Origin of the sequence: Saccharopolyspora cebuensis, from assembly GCF_039542665.1 — a bacterium.
In the GTDB taxonomy this organism is placed as follows: domain Bacteria; phylum Actinomycetota; class Actinomycetes; order Mycobacteriales; family Pseudonocardiaceae; genus Saccharopolyspora; species Saccharopolyspora cebuensis.
Window position 1 is genome coordinate 598052 of the sequence record NZ_BAABII010000003.1, and the last position, 23846, is coordinate 621897.

Genomic DNA, 23846 nt, shown 5'->3' on the forward strand with positions numbered 1-23846 from the left:
GAGCAGGTCTTCGCGGACGGCGCCGAGGCGGGCGTCGTGCTCGCGCACTCCCGGCACTTCCGGGAGGCGTACGCGCGCCGGAGCTCGGACTCGATGTTCGTGATGGCCTGCGACCTGACCCTCGACCAGCACGACCTCCGGATGGTGCAGGCGCTGCGCGCCGCCCGGTACGGCCTCGCCGCCGACGTCCCGGACGGCCGCCTGGACCTGCGCATCACCGCGGACGGGCGGCACGTCGAGTTCGGCGTCGCGCACAACCGCGGCCTCCTCACCTACCCGGTGGCCCCGGCCGCCGACCCGACGAGCGCGCAGGCGTTCGTGCGGCCGGAGACCCGGTACTACGCCAACCAGCTCGACGACATCACCTTCACCGAGCACGGGTTCATCCCGCCGTACTACGCACCGGCGACCGAGCACCGCGGTCCGGACGACGAGCCCGCCGAGGACGAGCGGGTCCGGTTCCAGGCCCGGACCGCCCTGCTGGAGTTCGACCCGAGCGGTGCGCCCCGCGACGGCGGGTCCGAGCGGGCGGGCGACCTCGCCGCCGAGCCCGGGCCCGAACGCGCGGCCGGGCCGGTGCGGGGTCGGCCGGTGTCGGCCTCCCGCCCGTCGGACGGCCTGAACGCCGACGCCGACAGCGCCCGCCGGGCGGCGCAGGACGACGCCCAGGCGTTGCGGGCGGAGCTCGTCGGCGAGGAGCGGGCCGCGGCGGAGCGCAAGGCGGCCGAAGACCTGCGCAGGGAGCAGCGGAAGGCGGCGCGCAAGGCCGCCCGGGGTGCCGCGTCGGGTGCGCAGGACCCGGTCGTCCGCACCGGCCGGGGTGAACCGGCCCCGGTGGCGGCGCGCAACGCGGACCGGATGGCGCACCTGCCGGGCCCGGTGATCGCGGGGGCGCACCCGATCCGCACCGCCGGACCCCGGGTGCGCGGCGGACAGGGTCCGCGCGGGCTGACGAATTCCTCGACCGAGCTCGCGACGGCCCTGGCGACCTGGCAGGACGCGTCCGCCGACCGGCGCGGCCGGCCGATCACACCGGGCATGGCCGGCGCGCTGCTGGTCGGCGACGTGGTGGTGCCGCGCTCCAGCATGCGGCAGCGACCCGGCGGCCCCGCCCGGCCCGACCTGCACCCGGCCGTGGAGCAGGCCTTGGCGTCCATGCCGAACCGGGCGATGGCCTCCCGGGGGCACGGCAAGTGCGCCGAGGTGGCGGCGGTCTCGGACTACCTGGACCAGGCCGACCCGGGCCGGACCTGGTCGGTCGAGCAGGCCAGGGGCCACCTGGAACGCGCCGGGGCGGCCATGACCGCGCACAACCTCAGCGGCACCCAGCGCTCGGCGTGCACGAGCTGCCGCCACCTGGCGGGCGAACTCGGCATCGCCGAGCTGTCCCTGCAGCGCCGGTCCGCTCCGGTGGTGGTGTCGGCGGAGACCTTCGCCGGGAACCCGGAGGCGGAGCGGAACTTCCTGGACGACGGCGGCTACGGCCCCGCCATGGCGGTGAACGCGCCCGCGTACCAGGAGGGCCGACCCGGCCACCGCACCAACTGCCCCGCCAGCACGGTGCAGGCGTTCAACGCCCTGCGGTTCCCCGACCGGGCGCGCCGGGGCGAGTTCCGGGCCCCGGCGAGCGGTCCGCTGCCCCTGGAACGGGTCGAGGAGTGGACGGGCGTGCCGTTCAGCCCGCTGCCGCACGGCGAAGGCGCGCTCCAGCGGTACCTGGCGGACGCCCCCGGCGGGACGGCCGGGCTGCTGTACCGGGAGTTCGCCGACCAGCCCGGGCACCTCTACCTCGTGCACAAGCCCCTCGACGAGCGCATCGTGCTCCTCGACCCGACGGCCCGCCGGTTGGCCCCGCACCACGAGCCGAACGGCCAGGAGTGGTTCGCGCCGCTCGACCACCACGACGTGATCGCGATCAACGGCCTCACCGAGGTCGGGAGCTCCGGCGTCCCCGAAGGCCACCAGCCGGGGGCTCCGCTGCGCATGGCCGGGATGCCGAGGCAGGAGCCGGGGGACCGGCCGTCGGACGCGCTGTTCGCCGCGCTGGGCGCGGACGTCGGTGCTTCGCGCCGGGAGCTGGACCGGGCCTTGGCGGCATTGCAGCTGAAGCACGGGACGGCGCCGGAGGGGTCGGCGAGCGCCGCGCGGCTGCGGGCGGCAGGGGACGCCTACGACGTGCTGACGGATCCCGCCGCGCGGGCGGACTACGACGCCGAGCACGCCGACCGGGGCGCGGCGGGGACCGCGCGACCGGAGTCCGGGCAGCCCAGCGCCGGGGAGCGCAGCGCCGGGGAGCCCGCGTCGGACGCGCCCGGGCTGGAGCGGCTCGGGGGGTCGGACGACTACGCCGTCCTCGGGGTCGAGCGGGACGCCACCCAGGAGGAGATCAAGAAGCAGTACCGGAAGCTGGCCCTGCGCAACCACCCGGACAAGAACCGCGGCGGCGCGCGCGAGGACATCGCGCTGGCGAACACGCAGCTGCTCAACGCCGCCTGGGAGAACCTGGGGGACCCGGACGCGCGGCAGGCGTACGACGCGGAGCTCGCGCGGGCGCGGCGTGGTGCGGCGGCTGACCCGGAGCCCGAGCCGTACCGGGAGCACACCCGTCCGGGGCGGAAGGCCGGACCGGAGCGCGGGTCCTCGGGGGCACGTCCCCGTCGGCGCGCCACCCGGCCGGACCCGGGCGCTCCGTCCGGGCAGGCCCGCCCGGGTGCCCGCCGCCGGGGCGGGGGCTTCCCGGAGTTCCCCACCGGGCGGGACGCCGGGCCGACGACGGGTTCGGCCCGCCCGGGCGCCGGGCCGCGGTTCACCCCGGAGCAGCTCGGCATGATCTCCGGGCGCGTCGACCTGGGCGGTGCCTCGCGGAAGGTGTGGTTCCGGCCGCAGGACGTGTTCGCCGGCCCGGTCTACGACGGGGCCGCCGCGGGCCCGGGCGGGAAGCTGGGCGTCAGCTTCGCGCACCGCAGCGCCAGGCTCTCCCAGCACTTCATCAGCCCGGGGATGCCGCGCCTGGACCGGCAGGTGCGCACCCTCTCCGACGAGGACCTCGCCGATGCGCTGAGCTGGATGCGCGGGGACGGCATCGTGCGCCCCCAGTGGTACCTGGACCGCCCGAGCAAGCAACCCCTGGTCCTGGACGTGGACACCGACGGGCACCGGGCGTCGATCGCCCTCCGGCCCGGGGCGCGGGCGATCGACGACGACGGCCGCGTGCTCGACCGCGTGCCCGAGATCGGGGTCGGCGGAACGGAGCTGGCCGTCGTCACCGACGCCTCCCAGCACTTCCGCGCCGCCTACGAGCGCAAGCGCAAGGCCACGCTCGTCGGCTTGGCCTGCTCGATGGGCCGCTACGAGCTGGCCCACCGGTACATGCGCGAGATGCGCCGCCGCGACTACTCCTTCGGCGCGGTGTTCGCCAAGGACGCCCTCGACATGCGCATCACCCCGGACGGCAGGCACCTGGAGCTCGGGGTCGCGAACAACGCCGGCTTCCTCGCCTTCGATCCGGCACCGGAGGACCGGCCGATGCGCCTGGCGGTCGGTCCGCCCCCCACCGGCACCTACTCGGCCGCCGAGGAGGCCGCGCACCGGCGGAACCGGGTCGGCAGGCCGCCGTACCGGAGGCCCGCGACGGAGCGGCGCGGCCCGCTGCCGACCGGTCGGGACCTGCTGTCCCGGGCCCGGACCGCGCTGCTGGAGTTCCACCCGGTCTCCGCGCGCCGCCCGGTCGAGGAGCACGAGCTCCGGACCGTCCCCGCGGAACCCGCCGAGCCGGCGGTCGCCGAGGCGGAGCTGCCGGTCGAGCCGGCGTCGGTGCTGGACCGCGCCCGGGAGGAGCGGCCGGGGCTCGACGGCGGGATCGACGGCGCGGCGATCCGGGCGAAGGTCAAGGCGCTGGTGGCCGACCCGGAACTGGACGAGCGGGTGGACGTCGCCTTCTCGGACGAGAACCTGGCGGAGGAGTTCCGGAACGGCCTGGAGGGCCTGCACGTCGTGGACCTCGGGGACGGGGCGGGGCGGGGCCCGCGGGTGGTGCTGGACCTGGTGGAGCTGTCCGAGCCGGACGCCGCGCTGCCCGGCACCGGCGACGTGTCCACCTCCCGGGACCGGTCGCGGGTGCTGCACCAGACCGCCGGCAGCCGGGCCAAGGTGATCACCGACTCGCTCGCGGTCCGGGTGCCGACGCCGTTCGTCGTGGTCGGCGGCAGCCTCGCGGGCACCACCCACCAGCGCGGTTCGGGTCTGAGCTCGAAGGCCGACCGCACCGGCAAGGTCGAGATCACCGAGACCGGCGTGCCGTCCACCCGCGCCCGCCACCAGGGCCGCTACCGGATCAGCGTGCACCGGCCGGGGCGGCTGCGCTCCCGGACCGGCACCGACGACGTGCTGGTCGACCTGGGGCTGAAGTGGCCGGACCGCCGCGAGCTGAACCCGGCGGGCGGTCACCGGATGGGGAGCCCGGAGGCGATCGAGCACGTCGAGTTCTCCGGGACCGGCGGCATCTACCGCGCGGTGCGGGACAAGCTCGGCGGGGAGTTCCGCCCGAACGACGAGGCCGAGCGCGACTTCCGCGCGGTGCTCACCGAGCTCGGCGACGAGGGCGAGGAGCTGCTCAGCGGCCGGACGCTGCGCAAGACCTTCCACTTCGCCGGGAAGTGGAAGCCGGTCGACGTCCTGATCACCGCGGTCGGCGTCCGGCCGCGCCGGGCCACCACCTCGGCCGCCACGCTCACCCGCACCGAGGCGGTGCGGGGCGAGGTCGCCGCGGACGAGTCGGTCACCTACCGGCGCGGTGGGGGCGCCGAGGTGCTGGGCGGGGACATCACGGGCGTGACCGGCCTGGCGATGGGCCCGAAGGTCGAGCACGGCCGGTCCACCCAGCACAGCGGGGCCACCGCCGCGAGCCACGAGCACGAGACCGCCGAGACCTACGCGGGACCGCTCGACCGGCACCTGGCGGACCTGGTGTTCCTGGTCGACGTCCTGCCCAGCGACGCCGACCGGTCGTCGGGGGAGCCGACCCCGGTCCCGGGGACGGTGACCAGCCACGTCGAACCGCGCACCGCCGCCCGGCACGGGTGGAGCTCCAGCGCCGACGAGGCCGGGCCCGCCGGCCGGGGGGTCGACGCGGCGACGGCCCGCCGCGCCCCGGACCGGGTGGACGCGTCGTTCCACCTGCCGGAGGCCACCGTCGAAGCGCTCGTCGGTCCGGTGGTGCACGAACTGGCGGTGCGGGGGCACGTGGTGATGCGGGAGGTGCCGCGCCTCGCGCAGCGGATGCGGCGCTTCGTCCGGGCGGAGTCGCGGACCATCGCGCGCGGCGACGGGGCCCGGTTCCCGCTGGGCGCGCTGTACCGGGGTGCGCCGGACGTGTTCTTCCACGGGACCATGCACCGGGACCAGGCGGCGGAGTCCGGCGACCGGCGCGGCGGCACGATCGGCGGCAAGCTCGGCTCCGCGCACCGGCGGACCACGGGCAAGGACGAGGGGCGGAGCTGGTTCGGCGGGGTCAGCGCCCTGGGCTACGACGGCATCCTCTGGCCCAGCTCCAAGGGCACGGGCGGGAACCGCAGCACGAAGCTCGGCGACAGCGTGGTGCGCACCGTCCGCCGCGACCAGCCCTTCGCGGGTGAGGCGCCGGTCCAGCGGTACGACTACCCGACCGACTTCGCGGTGCACCTCGGCGGTACCTGGTCGGAGCCGGGCCGGGCCCTCGCCCCCGTCTCCGGTGACGTCACCGTGGCGGTGCCGGAGCCCTCGGGCACCTCGCTCGACGAGGCGCCCCCCACGTCGGGGCCCGACCCCACCTGGCAGGACGGCGAGCCGCAGCCCTTCCAGCGCCGGGGTGAGCTGCCGCCGGGCGAACTGGAGTCGATGGCGCCGCCGCCGGGGATGCGCCGGACCGCGGCGGGGATGCTGGGGACGACCCCGGTGCACCGCTGGCGGGAACGGCTGAAGATGCCCTTCGTCGGGCGAACCCCGCCGCGGTTCGACGAGCACCAGGGGCACTGGCTGCCGTCGACCGCGGACCTGGCGAAGGAGCCCGGCGAGCACCCGCTGAACGAGGCGAACCCCGGGCTGGGGGCGCTGGAGGTCTTCACCTCGCCCGCGGCGCGGATGGCCGGCTTCGACCGGGCGGTGCTGCACGAGGACCGCGCCGAGCTGAAGTCACACAACCGAGGTGGCCTCATCGGCACCCGCGAGCTGCACGGCGAACTGGGCGTGCGGACCCGCCTGGGCAACCCGACCGTCGTCCGGGTCGACGACCAGCACCGGTTCGCCGACAAGAGCAGCTCGGAGACCGAGCGGGCGCTCGCCGAGGAGAAGTCGTGGAGCGCCCGGATCCGGGCCGCGCTGGTGTTCTTCCTGCCGGTGAACCCCGAGCTGACCAGCGGCGCGTCGCTGGCCGCGGAGGTCGCCTACACCAGCGGGTCCGGGAAGGGCACCGCGGACAACGCCAAGAGCGGCGACGGGACGGGCCACCACGAGCGCGGCTACCTGGTCCGCTACGACGCCGCGCACACCGTGCGGACCTCGGTGCGGCGGCGCTGGGACGACGTCCTCCACCGGGTGCACGGCGGCACGCCGAGGACGGCGACGAAGTCGCTGCGCCAGGACGGTGCGGTCGAGGTGTGGGTCCCGGCCGGCTCGATCGACCAGGTCGGCGAGCTCACCGAAGCCGATCTCGCGAAGCTGCGGCCGGAGGACGCCGACCGCTACCGGGAGGCTCGGGGGGAACCCGCGGCGACGCGCGAGGTCCCGGCCGTGCGGGCGCCGGAGGACGTCGGACGCGGTCGGGGCGACATCACCGCGCACCGGGCGGACGCGCCGCGCGAGCTGGCCGGGGTGATCTCCGGTGCGGTGACCGCGTGGGCGAACGCCCACGGGCAGGTGGTGGACGCGCCGTCGCGGATGCGCGCCGCGGTGCGGCGGGCGATGCGCCGCTCGGGTCCGGCCGACCTGTTCCCGCTCCAGCGCCGGTTCGAGGAGCTCCACGACAGCCTGATGCGGGGGTCGGTGTGGCCGGTGCTCGGTTCCCGGCTCGCGGACCCGGTGCTGCGCGAGATCATCACCGGCGGGTGGCCGCTGCTGGTGGTCAGCGACCACCCCTACGGTCGTGTCGAGCAGCTCGTGGTGGTGAGCGGTCGTCCGGGCGAGGGCCGCTACCACGACACGATCGGGAAGCCGACGGACCCGGCGCAGCCCGAGCGGTCCGCCGATCACGAGCTGGTCCGCAAGACCGGCCGGTACGACACGCGCGGCTTCATGGGGATGTTCTCCGGCGGCGGCGTCCTCTACCCGGCGGGGAAGGGCACCCCGGCGAGCCTGATCGTCCCGGGCGCCGCGATCACCGGCAACGCGGTCGCGAAACCGGAGCGCGGGACCGAGGACACCACCGGCGTGGCCGCGACCAGGAAGGGACCGTCCCACCGGTTCGTCCACGACCTCGTCGACGTCGAGGTGCGGGTCTTCCCGCAGGCGGCCCCGGGCACCTACCGCAAGTTGCTGCCGAACCGGGTCTCCGCGCTCAACGCTCCGGAGCTGAGCCGACCGTGGGCCCCCGGCACCACCTCCACCGTGCCCGCCGCGCTGCGCTCGACGGTGCCGGTGGCGGAGACCCTCCCGCTGGAGGCGCCGGCACCGCCACCGCTCGCTGCGCTCGACGGGGGGTCCCCGGCGTTCTCGCCGGAGGCGGTGGTGCACGTCGGGCGGTTCACCGCGCCGAACCTGCACGCCGCGACGCGAGGGCTGATCGTCGGCGGCGGACCCGAGGACCGTCCGGGGCTGAGCCCGTCCGACGCCTACTCGCTGCTGACCGAGCTGCACGTCGACAAGCTGCGCAACCACCTGCCGACGATGCTGACCGAGGGGGGACGCGCGGTCGAGTTCCGGACCGGACCGCTCGCCCAGGTGACCGTCGGCGCCACCCCGGGGCACCGCGAGCTGCACCAGGTCCTCGACGGCTCGCTCACGCCGAAGGAGCTCCACCAGCGGATCACCAAGTGGGCCGCCGACCGCGGCCTGGCCTGGGGCCCCACCTTCACCTTCGACTTCCGCGACCCCAACGTCCACGACGCGAACTTCCGCCCCGCGCAGCAGATCGGCGACATCGAGACCGACATCGGCAAGGCGCAGCGCGGGCGCTCCAACGAGGTGTCGTCGAAGCGGAAGGGCAGCAGGCCCGAGCAGCGGCGGATGTACCTGGTCTCGGTCGTTCCGGAGCGGTGGACCCTGACGCCCCGCTACCGCGGCGAGGGCCACCCGGCGGGGTGGTCGGAGACGATCACCACCGGTGCGGACCAGCCGATCCCGCTCCTGGTCGACCGGCGGGGCCTGCTCGACCTCGGCTTCCAGGTGCCCGCGGAGACCGGCGCCGCCCTCCCGCGGATCGAGGAGTTGCCGGAGGACGACGGCTTCTACTCGGCGGCGGAGGAGTTCTCCGACGACGAGGAGTTCTTCTCGGCGGACGAGGGGGAGGCCCCGGAGGACGGCGCGTCGGACCAGGACGTCTCCTCCGAAGCCGAGCGCCCGCAGGCCCCGCCGGTGCGGGAGTCCGCCCCGGCGGCCCCCGGTGCGCGGCCCGCGCCGCAGGACCCGGCGTGGCGGTCGGCCCGGGTGCACCCGGTCTCGGCCGACGGCTACGCGCCGCTGTTCGAGGTGCGCCGGATCTCCACGGGTGGCGCGGAGTTCCTGGCGGCGTCGCTGCGGTTGGGGTTGCGGCCCGGCCCCGGCGTGCGGCCGGAGCGGGTGGACGCGGCGCACCGGGCGTTGCGGGCGGCCGTCGAGCGGCGGCTCGGTGCTGCGGTGCTGCCCTCGGGCGACTTCGCCGGGCGCGGCCTCGTGCTGGACGTCGAGCGCGACGACGACGCGCCGCACGCCGGGTTCACCGTGGTCGACGGCCCGGCCCGGGACGGCGAGTGGTCGCTGGACAGCGGCGGGGACGAGCTGCTGGACCGGGTGCTCCAGCAGCTGGGCGCACCTCCGGCGGACGGCGACCTCGCCGGGCCGCGGCAGCTCGCCGGGATCGCCGCCGCGATCGAGGCGAACGTGCCGATCCACCCCGACCCGCGCCTGCGGGAGGAGCACCCCGCGCCCATCGCCGGGTACGACGTCGCGGAGTACGACGCGGCGCGGGCGGCGGCGCAGGTGGTCACCGTGGACGCCGACCTCACCCCGCCGTTCTCGGCGGCCGGGCACGGTCCCCGCGCTCTCTTCGACGTGCGCCGGTTCGAGGTCGGCGGGGAGCGCGTCGTGGAGGCGACCCTGCGGCTCGACCTCGACCCGGTGGGGGCGAGCCCCGAGCAGGCCGACGCGATCTGGCGCTCGGCGGTGCACGGGCTGAACCTGGTCGTCAACGGCGAGGGGCTGCTGTTCCCGGACGGTGCGCTGGCCGGGGAACGGCTGCTGGTCCGGGCCGAGCGCACCGGGCAGGACCCGCACCGCCGGGTCGAGCTCACCGAACCCGGCACCGGGGCCCAGGACGACCGCTGGCCGGCCGGCAGGTCGCCGCTGATCTACGCGCACGAGGTGCTGCACCAGCTCGGCTTGCGGGATGACTACGCGGGGAAGCGGAAGCTGCCCGCGAACCTGCTCCAGCACCTCAAGGACCGGAAGTACCCGGTCGCCAGGCACCTGGCGTCCTGGGGCGGTGCCGTCCGGGGCGTGCGCACCGCGGGTGGCACCGTGATGGGCGGGATCGGCACCCAGGACCTCACCGTGGCGCCCCGGGTCGGCTCGCACCACCTGTCCCAGCTCGGCCGGACCATCGAGGGCGCGCTGGCCTCGCCCGCGCCGCACCGCAGCACCGCCGTCCGCACCACCGGCCAGCACGCCCCGGGCCCGGAGAAGACCGTCGACGTGCGGGCCCGGGAGTTCATCGCCGCCCGCGCCCCCGAGAGCGCGGCCATCTGGCGCGGCGCCGACGGCCGGGAGCGGCGGGGGACCGAGCAGGAGTGGGCGGCCTGGATCGAGCACGGCGAGCAACTCGCCGAGGAACTGGACCGCGTGGTGGGCGGACGGCGTGCCACCGACCCGTTCCCCCTCCAGGTCAGGCTGGACGATCGGCTCGCGACCTTGAGGCGCGACCACGCGATCGCGAGCGGGGAGCGGACCCGCACGGACGGCTTCACGTTCGGACCCGATCCGACCGCTCCCGAGCTGGGGGACATCGCGGGGCTGGCCACGGAGGTGCGCTACGCCTCGACGCGGGTGGAGGGCTTCGTCGACGTGCTGGGCGACACCCTCGGCGACCTCGGCACCAACACCGAGGTCGCGGGGGCGTACCTGCGCGTCCAGCGCGGCTTCCGGGAGCTGCTCGCCGACGTGAACACCTGGTACCGGGAGTCGGCACCGGGACGGGTCGACCCCGTCGAGTTCGCCGTGCTGCGGTCCCGGCTCAGGCGGTTGGCGAACGCGCTCGCGGAGCAGTACGGCGACTTCGGGCGGACGACCTCCGCGGCGCAGGAGGAGATCGCGGACAAGCTGGTGCCCGAGACCGACGGGCGGTTCGGGAACCTGGTGGCCGCCAACGACGTCCCGGGGCGCCGCGTGTCACCGGTCCGGCCGGCGAACGCCTTCGACGCGGCGGTGCGGGCCGTCGACCCGAGCTCGCTGCGGTTGTTCGACCGGATGGCCGGTCCGGGCGGGATCCTGTGGCGCACCGACGAGCAGCCGGCCTTCCGCACCGACGACCGGGACCACGAGCTGATCTTCCGGATCGGGTTCGTCCCGTGGAACCGGGTGCTGCCGGAGACGCTGGACGACTACCAGCGGGAGATGCAGCGGACCAACCTGGTCTCGGCCTCCCGGAGCCGGAAGTTCGCGCACGAGTTCGGCCGGAAGCAGACCTTTTCGAGCACCACGCAGGTGTTCGAGATCCACGCTCCCGGCGGGATCGACCTGGTGGCGACGTTGAACCGCCAGGCGATGCCCTACCAGCAGGAGATCGTCCACCCGGGCGGCGTCCGCCCCGAGTTCATCAAGGGCGTCTGGGTGCGGCAGCGCGGTGGGAGCGAGCGGTTCATCCCCAACCCGGGTTTCCGGCCGCACCCCCCGTCCGCGCTCCCGCCCGCGCCGCTCGCCGAGGTGAAGCCGAAGGACGACGCCGCGGACCGCGCGGTGGCGGTCCGCGGGGTCTCCTACCCGGGTCCGAACCGGCCCGACCTGCTGTCGGAGCGGACGCCGCGCAGCGGGCCGCTGCCGCCGGTGGTGCACCGCGGTGAGTTCGAGGTCGAGGACTTCGACGGGACGCCGCACGTGCGGCTCTACACCGTCGTGTCGATGGCGCAGCACCCGCAGTACGACGCCACCACCGGCAAGCCCACGGCGGCCTGGGCGGGCGATGTGCAGCAGAACTCGGTGACCGGCGAGATCACGGTCCTGACCTCCCAGCTCGGCCGCCCGCTGTCGGTGATCGCCGGGCGTCCGCTCTCGGCGGTGCAGCTCCTCTCGGCGGCGGAGGACGTGCTGGGCCGTTCGCAGTCGTGGCGGCTGTCGGGGAACCCGCCGCTGATCCGGTCCTACCTGGCGCCGCTGGCGGTGGTGCGGGAGATGAGCCGCAGCGCGGCGGCCCGCGAGCAGTTCCCGCGCCAGGCGGGGGACCGGGTGGTCAACGTGTGGCCGGGTTCGGGTCCGAACCTGTTCACCGTGCCGCAGAAGTTCCTGCCCGAGCTGGTGCGAACGCTGGCGCCCGGCTCGCTGATCACCTACACCTCGGGGGTGGGCCAGGAGGCCCTGCCGCGCGGGAGATGGGCGGGGTCGGTCGAGCACGTGGACGGGTTGCGCGACCGGCTGGGCGTGCCGCGCACCGACCAGGAGCTCACGCCGCGGTGGCGGCCGTGGCCGACGATGGAGGAGCTGGAAGGCGGGTCGACCTGGCGGGCCCGGCGCGTCGGGCGCGCGCTGCGCCAGCACTACGCGACCTGGGAGGAGCTGGTGGCCCCGGGGCAGGTCGGTGCGGCGCACCCGCTGCTCGACGGCGACCCGGCCGTCCACCAGCACGAGCGGACCGAGGCGCTGCGGGAGTTCCTGGCCGAGCACGGGTTCGACGGCGACCGGCTGCTGGACTGCGCCGAGCACCACATGGACGGGATGCCGGACTCCTGCGACCTCGACCGGTTCATGGCGGGCGTGGTGCGGCCGTGGGCCGACCAGGCCGCCATCGTCGAGGCCCTCGCCGAGGACCACGGCCGGATGGAATCCGACCTCGGCATCACCGGCAAGGGCGCGGAGAACGCGTACTCGACCTGGCAGCAGGAGCAGCCGTCGCGGCAGGCGCACCAGCGCGCCGCGGGCGAGCGGATCACCGGGCTGTGGCGCGGCGGCGCGAGCCCGGAGGAGATCGTCGCGCAGGTGGAGGACGCGTTCGAGGAGCTCGCCGAGCAGTACGACGAGGTCGTGGGCGGCGGTGACGACCGGACCCACCGCGAGCGGGTGCGCAGCGCGCTCGGCCAGTTCCTGGCGCTGGCCGGGAACGAGTCCGACGCGCAGCGGGTCGTCCCGGTGGACCTCGCGGTCAAGGTGCTGCTGTTCCGCCGCCTGGCGCGGGAGAACGCGAACCGCCAGCACACCGGCCGGTACGCCCAGTACCGCGAGGACCACCCGGACCTCGAACACCGGGGTCCCGGAGGCCTGGCGGACTACGACGACGAGCAGCGGCTCATCCGGGACGCGTCGCGGGAGTACCGGCCCGACACGTCCGCGGAGGACGCGCTCGCCCTCGAACTCGCCCAGCGCCACGGCGCGCTGTTCCCCGAGGGGCAACTGGCCGCCGCCCGCGCGCTGATCGGTGGCGACGTGTTCGGCTCCTACCTGACGGGCGCGGTGGACGCGGCGGGGGCTTTCACCTCCATCGTCACCACGGCGCTGCGGCTGACCGGGCGGGCCGACCTCGTCCACGGTCCGCTCCCGGACGACGTGGTCCGCGACGTGCGGCGGGTCTACGACGAGCTGCACCAGCTCCACCAGGCGGAGTTCTCCGGGCGGACCAGCGCCGGGCTGCGGTGGAACCCGGGCGGAGGGTCCGAGCCCGGGTACGACCGGTACTTCGAGCACCGGGACGGGGAGCTCGTCCGGACGCCCGGCGGCAGGCACTGGCGGTACGCCGAGCGCGTGCGGCCCCTGCTCGTCGCGCTGGACGAGCTGTTCGAGTCCCCGGAGGCGGTGCGGCAGGCGTTCGCCCGGCTGTTCCAGGGCCGGTGAGCGGCGCCGGTGGGGGGTTTCCCGCACCTCGCGCCGCCGCCGCGCACCGGTGCGGTCCGCGCGGTCCACGATGGGGCCGCCCCGGCGACGGGGCCCACGAGCGACCGAGGTGATGATGAGCGAGGAACCTGCCCGCCGGGCCGCGGAGTGGCTGGACCGCACGTACGGCGGGCTGGTCGTCCTCACCGGCGAGGAACCGCTGTTCGAGGGCGAGCGCAACCTGCTGTTCGGGTGCGACTACGCCTCCCCGGCACCCGAACCGCTGCTGGCCGCCACCGTCGCGGTGCCCAAGGACGGCGGCGACCCGTTCCCGGTGGCCAACGCCGAACCGCTGGACGAGGGGATCAACGCGGCGGGGGCCGGTTCCTGGCGCTCGCGGGTCAACGCGCGGGGCTGCGTGATCGCGACGGACGCGGCGGTGGACCGCCACCCGGCCTCGGCGCTGCCCTGGGAGCCGCTGGACGAGGCCCCGGGCTGGTGGGACCGGATGCTGGCCGCGCACTTCCCGGGAGCGGAGGTGTTCACCTGCTCGACGTGGCAGGACGCGACCTCGATGATCCTGGAGGGCGGTCCGGGCACCCGCGGGGTGGTGTGGCTGCGCAGGCAGCGCGGCGGCGTCGAGATCACCGGCCACCTGCTCTACGCCTTCCACGACGAGGACCAGGTCGTCGTCCTCGACGGCCAGCGGGGGGCGCTGGCCCGGCTCGACGACGACGAGGTCGCCCAGATCGCCGTGGCCCGCTTCCACCGGCCGCTGCCCGGGGCGGTCGAAGCCCTCGCGCTGCCGTGGGAGGGCGCGGCGGCCGACCTGGACGCCGCCGTGGACAAGGCGCAGCGCTGGCTGCGGCACACCTACGGCGACGAGGTCGTGCCGGTGGCGCCGGACCCGGCGGACGAGACCGAACGGGGCTGGCTGTTCGCGTGCACCACCCGGCGGTTCCTGGAGACCGGCGACTGGCGCGAGCAGATGCTGGACGCGGCGCTGGTGGTGCCCAAGGCCGAGGGCGAGGCGCCGTTCGGCCTGCCCAACAACGACCCGTGGGCCTACCTGGCCGCCTGGGACGCGGGTTCCGACGAGCTGCCCGAGCCGCCCATGCCCGCCTACGCGGCGTGGTTCGAGCCCACCATGCGCGAGCTCGGCGAGCCGCTGAGCCTGTCCGAGCACCAGAACTGGGGCGGGGTGCTGTCCGAGCTGGCGGAGGCGGCCGAGGGCGCCAAGGCGCTGGTGTGGATCCGCCGCCAGGACGCCCGCGAGCGCGAGACGGTGGGCAACCTGCTGGTCGCGGTGCAGCAGGGCGGTGAGGTCCGGCTGGTCGACTCGATGGCCGAGCAGGGCACGCCCGCGTTCGACCAGCAGCCGCTGGGGCTGCACGTCGTTCGCTTCGAGTAGGGGTCCGCTTCGAATAGGGGTCCGCTTCGGGAGACGGCGCGGGTCGGCGTCAGGAGGAGGTCGGATGGACGAGCGGGCCGAGGTGCTGGCCGACGCCCGGGAGCGCGCCGGGTTCGGGCCGGACGACCGGTGGTACTTCCTGCTCGACCCGGCTTGGGAGGGCGAGGACGAGGGGACCGAGCCGCCGGCGGCCGCCGTGGTCGGCGGCTGGTTCGTGGAGGAGGGCGCGGAGCCCCTGTTCCGCCCCAACCCGGACTACGAACCGTCCCGGCCGGGCCTGCCGACCGATCCGGTCGACGCCGCCCTGCAGCTGGTGGTGGAGGGCGCGATCGACGGCGGCGAGGTGCTGGACGCGCTGCCCCGGGTGGTGCTGGGCCTGGCGGTCGACGAGGCGGGCACCACGGTGGTGACCCGCTCCCCGGACGACCTGCTGTGCGTGCTGGTGGCCACCGCCCCCGCGCACCGGCGGCGGGTGCCCGAGGCGCGGTGGGTGGAGGTGACCATCGACGAGATCGCCGACGGCCTGCCCGAATCCGGCCTGGACGTGCTGCTCAACCCGGGTGCCCCGGCGTCGATGCGGATCGGCGCCGCCGCGCTGAAGGACGCCTTCGCGGCCGACGACCCGGCGGAGGAACCGGAGGCTTCGGAGGAACCGGCCCCGGCGGGCTGAGGCGCGCTCAGCTCGGGGACAGGTTCCCCTGGAGGTTCGTCGACCACTCGTGCCACGGCCCTTCCGCCGGGCCGCTCTGCCGGGTGCGGGTCAGCGAGCCGTCCGCACCGATGCCGTACACGCAGAGCCTGCCCTCGAAGTCCTTCACCGCGGCGGTCAGGTCGACGAGGTCGCCGCCGCGGTCCTGCCACTCCTTCCACCCGGTGCGCCCCGGGCCGGACTGGAAGCTCTCGTGGACGGTGCCCTCGGTGTCCCGCGCGAAGACCACCAGCGAGCCCTTGGCGTCCATGACCACCTCGGGCCGCTCGGCGAACACCTGCGGGCCGCTGCGCCAGTTCTCCCAGCTCCGCCAGTCGGTCCACCGGTTGGCGCCGGGGCCGAGTTCGCTGCTCTGCAGGACGTCCCCCGCCGGGTCCACCGCGAAGAGCTGCAACCGGTTCTGGTGGTCCAGCGCCACGGCCGGGGTGCTGGCCACGGTGCCGGTGATGCCGCGCGCCGGGGTCCACTCGTCCCCGCCGGGGCGGACCTGCGAGTGGGTCCACACGACACCGCCCGCGCCCAGGGCGAAGAGCTTCAGCTCGTGCTGCGCGTTGATCTGCACCGCCGGGTCGTCCTCGACCGGCGGAGTGGACATCGCCCGCAGCCCGGTCCACCGACCGGTGCCCGCCTGCGCTTCGTGGGTCTCCCACAGGGTTCCGCCTGCCGAGCGGGCGAACACGAACAGCCTGCCCAGCGAGTCCTGCGCCGCGGCCGGCGTGCCGACCAGGTCCTGCCCGCCGAGGCCCCGCCACTCGCCGGGCCGCTCGGCGCCCGGGTCGACCTGCGGGTTGTAGCTCAGGCCGCCGTCGGTGCCGACCGCGAACGCCGCCATCCTGCCCTGCACGTCGGTGAGCACCACCGGATCGCCCGCGACGCTGCCGCCGAGGTCGGTCCACCCGGCGCCGGCGTCCGCGGCGGGATCGCTCTGGTGGGTCCGGACCACGGTGCCCAGCTCGCTCCTGGCCACGTGGGTGATCCGCCACGCGTTGTCCGGCATCGCGGCGGCCGCGTGCTGCTCGGAGTAGCCGTTCATCACCCCGCCGCCCGGGACGGAGGGCGTGGGCGCCGATTCGGCCGCGGGCGGGGACGCGGACCCGGGCGCGGCCGCGTCGGTGCCGCGGAAGAAGCCGACCAGCGCGATCGGTGCGGTGATCAGCAGCGCACCGACCAGGCAGACGACCAGCAAGCTCCGGCGTTCGACGCTGCGGGAGCGGACCTTGGGGATCGGGGCCGTCGGGAAGTCGTCGGGTTCGGGGGATCGCTGGGCGTGGGGAGGGCGGGACCCACCGGAGGAACCGCCGGACTGATCGTTGACCGAGTACAGAGGCACTCGCAACCTCCACCTTGCGTCACAAGATCATTGAACGTGAAACTACCACCGCCGCGCGGGGCGCGGTCCTGGACATCGCGTCCTCCCGGGCCCGGACGCTACTCGGACCTCCCGCCCACTCCGGCCAGCGGCAGCCGCACCTCGAAGCAGCACCCGCCGGGCACGTTGCGCACCGACACGTGGCCCCGGTGGGCCCGCACCACGCCCTGCGCGATGGACAACCCGAGCCCGCCGCCCCGCTCCGCGCCGGGCGTGCGGGGCGCACCCCGCCAGCCCACGTCGAACACCGAGCCGAGGTTCTCCCGGGGAATCCCGCCGCACCGGTCGGAGATCGCGATCACCGCCCAGCCGCGTTCGGCCCGCACGTCGAGCGTCACCGCCGTGCCCGTCGGGCTGTACTGGAGCGCGTTCGACAGCAGGTTGGTGAGCACCCGGGTCATCATCCGGTCGTCCACGGCGGCGGTGACCGGCTCGACGCGGTTCGGCCGGAGCTCGATGCCGCGCTTGCCCGCGAGGTCGTCGAAGTCCGCCACCGCGTCGCTGACCAGGTCGTCGAGGGCCACCTCGCGCAGCGTCAGGCGCAGCGTGCCGGACTGGAGCTGGGAGAGCTCGAAGAGGTCGTCGACCATGCCGGTCAGCCGGTCGGCGTCGCCGCGGATCTTGCGGCAGTAGTGCGGGAGGTCCTCGGCGACGCCGTCCTCCAGGGACTCGGTCATCGCCCGCAGACGGGCCAGCGGGCTGCGCAGGTCGTGCGAGATCCAGGCGACGAGCTGCCGCCGGGACGCCTCGATGGCCTGCTCCCGGGCCCGCGACTCCGCGAGCTTGTCGCTGGTGCGGCGCAGTTCCTCGGCGAGCTCGGCGAGCTCGGCGGTCGGCGGGTCCTCGGCCAGCCGGAACCGCTGGTTCCGGGCGAAGGCGCGGGTGGCGTCGGCGAGCTGCCTGCTGCCGCGCACCACCGAGCGGCCGAGCAGCAGGCCGATCCCGATGGAGACCAGCCCGGCCGCGGAGTTCACCGCCAGGATCGTCGACACCGGGAGCTGGACCGACGGTCCGACCAGCACGAGGGTGATCGTGCTGGCGTTCAGCGCGCACACGGTGATCACCACGACGGCGACCAGCGACACGTCCACCGAGTACCGCCGGAGGGCGCGCAGCACGACCGCGCCGATCAGCCCCACGCCGGCCGATTCGCACACCGCGATGAGCGCGACCAGCGCGGGGTTCACCGCGGGTCCCCCGGCGGGTCGAACCGGTACCCCACGCCCCACACGGTCACCAGCATCGCCGGCCGCGACGGGTCGTCCTCGATCTTCGACCGCAACCGGCGCACGTGGACGGTCACCGTGGAGGCGTCGCCGAAGTCGTAGGACCACACCTCGCGCAGCAGCTCGTCGCGCCGGACCACCCGGCCGGGGTGGTCCAGCAGGAAGACCAGGAGGTCGAACTCCTTGTTCGTCATGGTCAGCGCGCGCCCGGCCTTGGTGACCACCCGCGCGGCCTGGTCCACCACCAGGTCGCCGACCCGCCGGACCTCGTCGACGGGGGTGGGCGGCATCGCGGTGGTCCGGCGCAGCACCGCCTGCACCCGCATGACCAGCTCGCGCGGGCTGAACGGCTTGGTCACGTAGTCGTCGGCGCCGACCTCCAAGCCGCGCAGCCGGTCGTCCTCACCGCTCTTGGAGGTCAGCATGATGACCGGGGTCCGGCTGCTCGCGCGGAGCTGCCGGAGGACCTGGATGCCGTTCAACCCGGGCAGCACCACGTCGAGGATGACCAGGTCGGGGCTGGTCTGCCGGGCCAGCTCCAGCCCGACGGCACCGTCGGAGACCACCACCGCGCCGTACCCCGCGCGGTGCAGGTAGTCGGAGATCACCTGGGCCACCGAGTGATCGTCCTCCACGACGAGGATCCGCTCGGCGCGCGAACTGCCGTCCGCCGACCGGCCCGGCTGCGTCATCGTCATGTTCTGGACCTGTTCCCGCTCTTCGATCTCGCCGCGCACCGCTCGTCGCGGAGTGGTGACGCAGCGCAGCGACGATTCGCCATACGGGGCCGATCTTCCTCCTGCCGGGTAACGGGCAGCCGACCGGGTAGCAGCCGTTTCGTCACGGTGGTGGCATCCGCGCAGGTCGCCTCGAACACGACGGAGCCCCCACCGGTGGTCCGGTGGGGGCTCTCGTCGCGCGTCGCCGCGCTCAGCGGGTGGCGGGGATCACCAGGGGCTCACGCCGCCGTAGAAGGTGTCGGCGGAGAGGTCGCGCTGCTTGCGGTAGACCCCGTCGCCGTCGTTGCTGCCTTCGCCGTTGGTGTTGCCCTCGATGGTGGTCACGGTGCCGTCACCGTTGACCTTCTCGACGATGGCGATGTGGGTGCTGCTGCTGGCGGAGTTCGGGCTGGTGCCGAACAGCAGCACGTCGCCGGGCTGGGCCTGGGCGAGCTGGTCGCTGCCGTAGGCGGTGCCCTTCTGCTCGCCGGTCTTGTAGACGTTGCCGGTGAACGCGAACTCCTCGTTGTCGACGTCCACGCCCGCCTGCTGCCACATCTCCATCGCGAACAGCGAGCACCAGACGACGCACTGCTCGGAGTACTTGGAGCAGTTGTCGCCGGTCTCCTTGGTGCCGATCTCGGCACGCGCGACCTGCAGGATGCGCTCGCGCTGGGCCTGCTTGGCCGCGGCGGCCTGCTCGGCCGGGTCCGGGGCCTGCTGGGCCTCGGCCGGGGCGGGGGCGGCGGCCTGGGCCGGCGCCTCGGGCTTCTTCTCGTCCTGGCCGCCGAACAGGTCCCACAGCCAGGAGCCGAAGGACACGCCGGCCGCGGCGCCGGCCGCGTGCGTGCCGGTCTCGGGGGTCTGCGCCTCGGCGGCACCGGCGGTCAGGGGCTGGCCGACCGCGGCGAACGCACCGGCGGCGGCGAGGACCGTGACGGCCTTGCGCACGGGCTTGCGGTTGCGGGTCGGGGAGGTCCGCAGCGCGGAGGTGCGCTCCTCGTTGAAGTCAGTCATGAGCCACTTTCGTCTCGGGGGGCGTCCGGGCACGTGCTCCGCCGGGGGATGCGGAGGTGCCTCCGATGGGGTCCGGAGGCCCGGCCGTGACCGAACCGTGACATGGACAAAGGTAGCGGTGGGTAATCGCTGCATCAAGCAACCACCTGATCAGGTCGACATGTTGCCGAGATCAACCCCGAGATCAACACGCTGCGTGTTGGGATCTGGCTGCTGCCTCCCCCCGCCCTTCCGGGAAGCGGAACGACCCGAAGATCGGCTCGATGCCCATGGGGAATCGGGTTCCCGCTGGTCAGCAGTGCGCGGCGGCGTCGGCGGACGGGCGCGGCACCCGGCCCCGCGGGAGCCGCCCGGGATCGGACCCGCCCGCGCCGGAGCGGACGAGCGGGTCCCGCGGTGACCTCGCGCACAGCCCGGCGCGGGGCGGCCCCGCCGGTGCTCGTGGGCAGGGCCGCCGCGCGGTCCGTCAGCAGCGCCCGGCGAGCTCCAGGGGGACGGAGCGGAAGGTCAGCTCGTCGAAGCTGCCGCTCGTCCCGTTCTCGGCGAAGACGCCGACCCGGCCGTCGGGCAGCATCGTCAGCGCCGAGTACCCGGCGGGCCCGTCGTGGAGCACCTCGCCGTCGCTCCAGGTCTCGCCGTTGTCGCAGCTCAGCCGCAACGTCAGGGTGCGCCGTTCGGCGGGGTCGGCGGGGTTGCTGAACAGCAGCCAGTCGCTGCGCGCACCACCCGGCGAGGGGTCGACCCGGATCTCGTCGGCGTTGACGCCCGGATCGGGCAGGGCGGGGATCGGCGTCGCCTCGCCGAAGGTCGCACCGCCGTCCTGCGAAACCGAGCGCATCCGGGTGCCGCCGCCGACGGCCCTGCTGTTGTGCACGACGCGGCCGTCGGAGAGCTCGGTCACCTTGGTCTCGTCGGTGCCCGGGGACAGCAGTTCGCCGGTGCGCCAGGTGCGGCCGTGGTCGTCGCTGATGATGTTGCCGCTGCGGTGCCTGCCCTGGGCGTCGCGGACGACGATGGGCTGGAGCAGCCGGCCGTCGGCGGTCTGCACGCCGTGCCCGGAGGAGGCGAACACCCCGGCCCAGGCCACGTCCTTGATCTGCGAGGTGATGTCGACCGGGTCGCTCCAGGTCCGGCCGTCGTCCTCGCTGGTGCTGACCCGCACGTGCAGCGTGCGCGGATCGCTGTCGTCGGCGCTGCCGGGTTCGGAGCTGCCGAAGCCCACCTCGCCGTGGCTGAACGTGCAGAACAGCAGGAGCCGGTCGGCCACGCGGTCGGCGAGCAGGCTCGGGTCGCCGCAGCCCTGCGGCGCCGGGTAGTCGACGACGGTCCGCGGCTCGCTCCAGGTGGCGCCGCTGTCGGTGCTGCGGCGCACCACCGTGTCGATGTTGCCGGGCAGGTCACCCGCACCGTCGTTGCGCTGGTCGTAGGCGACGACGACGGTCCCGCCGGAGGTCGTCGTGATGGCCGGGATCCGGTAGGTCGTCGAGGAGTCGCTGACGGCGAGGTCGACCGCCCGGGGCGCGGCCTGGGCGGTGGTCGGGGTCAGCACCAGCGCGCTCAGCGCCAGCAGGACGATCGGCGTGCGGCGTGGTCTTCGGGCCATGACGCTCCTCCTTCTCCGGTGGTCCCGCCCGGGTGGCGGGACCGGGCAGGTGTTCAGCGCCCCACGTGCTCACCACCGGCGGTGGTGACCGCTTCCGCGAAGGAGCGGGTGATCCAGGTGGGGTCGGTGATGGCGGTGCCGACGACGACGGAGGCGGCCCCGGCGCGGATCGCCTCGGCCGCCTGCTCCGGCGCGTGGTACCGGCCTTCGGCCACGATCGGGACCTCGGGGAGCGCGGCGGCGAGCTCGCCGACCAGCGCGAGGTCCGGGCCTTCGGTCCGCCGGGAATTCGGGGTGTACCCGGACAGGGTCGTGGCGACGAGGTCGGCCCCGGCGTCGGCGGCGGCGATCCCTTCGGCCGCCGTGGACACGTCGGCCATCGCGAGCTTGCCGAGCTCGTGCACCGCCGCGATCCCGTCCCGCAGGGCGGAGCCGTCCGGGCGGGGGCGTGCGGTGCCGTCGAGCGCGACGACGGCGGCGGGCGTGGCGGCCACGGACCGGGCGGCCTCGACGGTCGGCGTGATGAACACCCCTTCGCGGCCGGACTTGGTCAACCCGATCACCGGCACGTCCACGGCCTCGGCCACGGCGGTCACGTCCGCCACCCCGCCGACCCCGCCGCACCGGATGGCGGCGGCGCGCCCGTCCGCGGCGGCCCGCGCGACCCGGGCGAGGGTGCCGGTGTGCCGGAGCGCGTGGCCCTCCGAGGCCTGGCACGAGACGATCAGCCGACCGGTGATGGCGCTGAGCAGGGCGCTGAGCTTCATCGGTGTTCCCCTTCGATCGCGGTGGTGAGCAGGGCCGCGCCGAGGACCGGACCGTCGCGCTGGAGCAGCGCGGGCAGGACCGGGGTGCGGCGCTGCGGCGGGCGGGTCTCGGCGTCCAGGGCGCGGGCCACCGGGTCCAGCAGCGCCGCGCCGAGCCGGGCGGCGCCGCCGCCCACGACGACGGCGTCCAGGTCCAGGGCGGTGACGAGGCCGGAGAGCACCCGCCCCAGGAGCGCTCCGGCCGCGGTGACGGCCTGCCGGGCCCGGTCGTCGCCCGCCCGCATCCGCCGCTCCACCTCGGGCAGCTCGACCGGCTCGCCCCCGGCGAGCGCGGTGTAGGCGGCGGCGATGGCGGGACCGGAGGCGACCGCTTCGAGGTGGTCGTCGCGTCCGCACCCGCAGGGCTTGGCCCCGCGCGTCGGCACCAGCAGGTGCGCGATCTCGCCCGCGGTCGCGCGCTCGCCGCGCACCGGAACGCCGCCGCGGCTGAACGCGCCGCCCACCCCGGTGCCCACCGAGACGTGCAGCACGAGGTCGTGCCCGCGGGCGGCGCCGAGCCGGCATTCGGCCAGCGCCATCGCGCGCACGTCGTTGTCCACCGCCACCGGCAGCCCGGTCCGGCGCGCCAGCTCGGCGCGGACCTCGGCGCCGTGCCACCCGGGGACGGTGTCGGTGGCCGAGCGGACCGTCCCGGTGACCGGGTCGACGATGCCGGGTGCCCCGATGCCCAGTGCCGTGACGGGCGGGCCGTCCGCGCGCAGCTCGGCGACGGCCCCGGCCACGGCGTCGAAGATCGCCGCGCTGCCCAGCCGCGGTGTCGCCCGCCGGGTGCGCCGGACGATCGCGCCGTCCACCACCAGCCCGGCGGCGATCTTGGTGCCGCCGATGTCCACCCCGATCGCGGTCACAGCAGCCCCGCCGAGATCAGCCGTTCCTTCACCAGCAGCACCTCGTCGGCGGTGAGCGGGAGCTGCGGGGGAGCGGTGACCGGGCAGTCGATCACCCCGCGCAGGTGCAGGGCCGCCTTGAAGGCGCCGAGCGCGGCCGAACTCGCCCCGATCCGCGCGGGGTCGCCCGCCTCCACCAGGCCGAACAGGTCGAACAGCCGCTCCTGCTCGGTGCCGGCCGCGTCCCACCGCCCGTCCGCGCAGTGCCGGAACAGGCGCGCGTAGCCGTCCGGGTCCACGTTGGCCAGTCCGGGGACGACGCCGTGCGCGCCGGTGCGCAGCGCGCTGTCCACGGTCAGCTCCGAACCGGTGAGCACGCTGCACGAGGTGATGCCGCGGTGGCGCAGGGCCAGCAGCAGCCGCCGCATCCCCGCGTCGTCCCCGCTGGAGTCCTTGACCCCGGCGAGCACGCCGTCCCCGGCCAGCCGGACCAGCAGGTCGGCGTCGAGCTTGGTGTGGACCGACACCGGCAGGTCGTAGGCGTACAGCGGCAGCTCGGTGCGCTCGGCCAGCAGGCGGAAGTGGTGCTCGACCTCCGCGGGGTGCGTCCGGGTGTAGAACGGCGCGGTGGCCACGATCCCGTCGCACCCCGCCTCCTCGGCGGCGCGCACGTGGTCGAGCACCCGCAGCGTGGTCATGTCGATCGCCCCGGCCAGCACCGGCACCTGACCGGCGACCGCGGCGGTGGTCGTGCGGAGCACTTCCGCGCGGTGCCGGTCCGGCAGGTACGCGGTCTCGCTGGTGGAGCCGAGCACGAACAGCCCGTCGACGCCGCCGTCGAGCAGGTGCGCCACGAGCCGTTCCAGGGACCGGTGGTCGACCTCCAGGTCCGGGGTCAACGGCGTGCACACCGGCGGGACGACGCCGCGGATCGGTCGGGAGTGCATGGTGCTTCCTCG

At 75.3% G+C, this 23846-nt stretch carries 11 protein-coding genes (1 of these 11 cut by a window edge); 3 read left to right on the forward strand and 8 right to left on the reverse strand.

The features are described 5' to 3' along the window. From ABD976_RS05510 to ABD976_RS05520, 3 genes are all read left to right on the forward strand, one after another. Positions 1 to 13200, forward strand: the final stretch of a protein-coding gene (locus ABD976_RS05510) for a DnaJ domain-containing protein (protein WP_345358098.1). 22719 nt of this gene lie to the left of the window's left edge; only the last 13200 of its 35919 coding nucleotides appear in the window; its start codon lies off the left edge, out of view; its stop codon occupies positions 13198 to 13200. A 115-nt stretch (positions 13201 to 13315) separates the two neighbouring features. Next, on the forward strand, positions 13316 to 14590 hold the full coding sequence (locus tag ABD976_RS05515) for a YrhB domain-containing protein (protein WP_345358101.1): 1275 nt from the start codon (positions 13316 to 13318) through the stop codon (positions 14588 to 14590). A 64-nt stretch (positions 14591 to 14654) separates the two neighbouring features. Then, a complete protein-coding gene (locus tag ABD976_RS05520; protein ID WP_345358104.1) occupies positions 14655 to 15260 on the forward strand; it encodes a type VII secretion system-associated protein in 606 nt (201 codons plus the stop codon). Positions 15261 to 15267: 7 nt separating this feature from the next. Here the strand turns inward: ABD976_RS05520 and ABD976_RS05525 are convergent, their stop codons facing one another. The 8 genes from ABD976_RS05525 to ABD976_RS05560 form a co-directional block, all read right to left on the reverse strand. After that, positions 15268 to 16629, reverse strand: coding sequence for a PLL family lectin (locus ABD976_RS05525; protein WP_486374961.1), 1362 nt, complete (start codon positions 16627 to 16629; stop codon positions 15268 to 15270). A 98-nt stretch (positions 16630 to 16727) separates the two neighbouring features. Further along, positions 16728 to 17855, reverse strand: a complete 1128-nt coding sequence (locus ABD976_RS05530) for a sensor histidine kinase (RefSeq protein ID WP_345358110.1) — start codon at positions 17853 to 17855, stop codon at positions 16728 to 16730. Then, positions 17852 to 18592: a response regulator gene (locus ABD976_RS05535; RefSeq protein WP_345358112.1), complete on the reverse strand. Its 741-nt coding sequence runs from the start codon at positions 18590 to 18592 to the stop codon at positions 17852 to 17854. The genes ABD976_RS05530 and ABD976_RS05535 overlap by 4 nt, the downstream gene beginning before the upstream one ends. A 249-nt stretch (positions 18593 to 18841) precedes the next feature. After that, positions 18842 to 19630 (reverse strand): C40 family peptidase, encoded by a 789-nt coding sequence (locus tag ABD976_RS05540; RefSeq protein ID WP_345358115.1) that lies wholly within the window; start codon positions 19628 to 19630, stop codon positions 18842 to 18844. 466 nt (positions 19631 to 20096) lie between these two features. Further along, a complete protein-coding gene (locus tag ABD976_RS05545) occupies positions 20097 to 21233 on the reverse strand; it encodes a sialidase family protein (protein WP_345358118.1) in 1137 nt (378 codons plus the stop codon). A 53-nt stretch (positions 21234 to 21286) separates the two neighbouring features. Further along, positions 21287 to 22000, reverse strand: coding sequence for an N-acetylmannosamine-6-phosphate 2-epimerase (locus ABD976_RS05550; RefSeq protein WP_345358121.1), 714 nt, complete (start codon positions 21998 to 22000; stop codon positions 21287 to 21289). Continuing rightward, positions 21997 to 22908 (reverse strand): ROK family protein, encoded by a 912-nt coding sequence (locus ABD976_RS05555; RefSeq protein WP_345358124.1) that lies wholly within the window; start codon positions 22906 to 22908, stop codon positions 21997 to 21999. Before ABD976_RS05555 ends, ABD976_RS05550 begins: the two co-directional genes overlap by 4 nt. Beyond that, complete coding sequence (locus tag ABD976_RS05560; protein ID WP_345358127.1) at positions 22905 to 23834, reverse strand: dihydrodipicolinate synthase family protein; 930 nt, start codon at positions 23832 to 23834, stop codon at positions 22905 to 22907. The genes ABD976_RS05555 and ABD976_RS05560 overlap by 4 nt, the downstream gene beginning before the upstream one ends. Between the last annotated feature and the right edge of the window lie 12 nt (positions 23835 to 23846).

Coding starts and splice junctions, on each gene's coding strand:
- ABD976_RS05515 (WP_345358101.1), top strand. CDS start 13,316: ATGAGCGAGGAACCTGCCCGCCGGGCCGCGGAGTGGCTGGACCGCACG.
- ABD976_RS05535 (WP_345358112.1), bottom strand. CDS start 18,592: ATGACGATGACGCAGCCGGGCCGGTCGGCGGACGGCAGTTCGCGCGCC.
- ABD976_RS05560 (WP_345358127.1), bottom strand. CDS start 23,834: ATGCACTCCCGACCGATCCGCGGCGTCGTCCCGCCGGTGTGCACGCCG.
- ABD976_RS05520 (WP_345358104.1), top strand. CDS start 14,655: ATGGACGAGCGGGCCGAGGTGCTGGCCGACGCCCGGGAGCGCGCCGGG.
- ABD976_RS05550 (WP_345358121.1), bottom strand. CDS start 22,000: ATGAAGCTCAGCGCCCTGCTCAGCGCCATCACCGGTCGGCTGATCGTC.
- ABD976_RS05540 (WP_345358115.1), bottom strand. CDS start 19,630: ATGACTGACTTCAACGAGGAGCGCACCTCCGCGCTGCGGACCTCCCCG.
- ABD976_RS05545 (WP_345358118.1), bottom strand. CDS start 21,233: ATGGCCCGAAGACCACGCCGCACGCCGATCGTCCTGCTGGCGCTGAGC.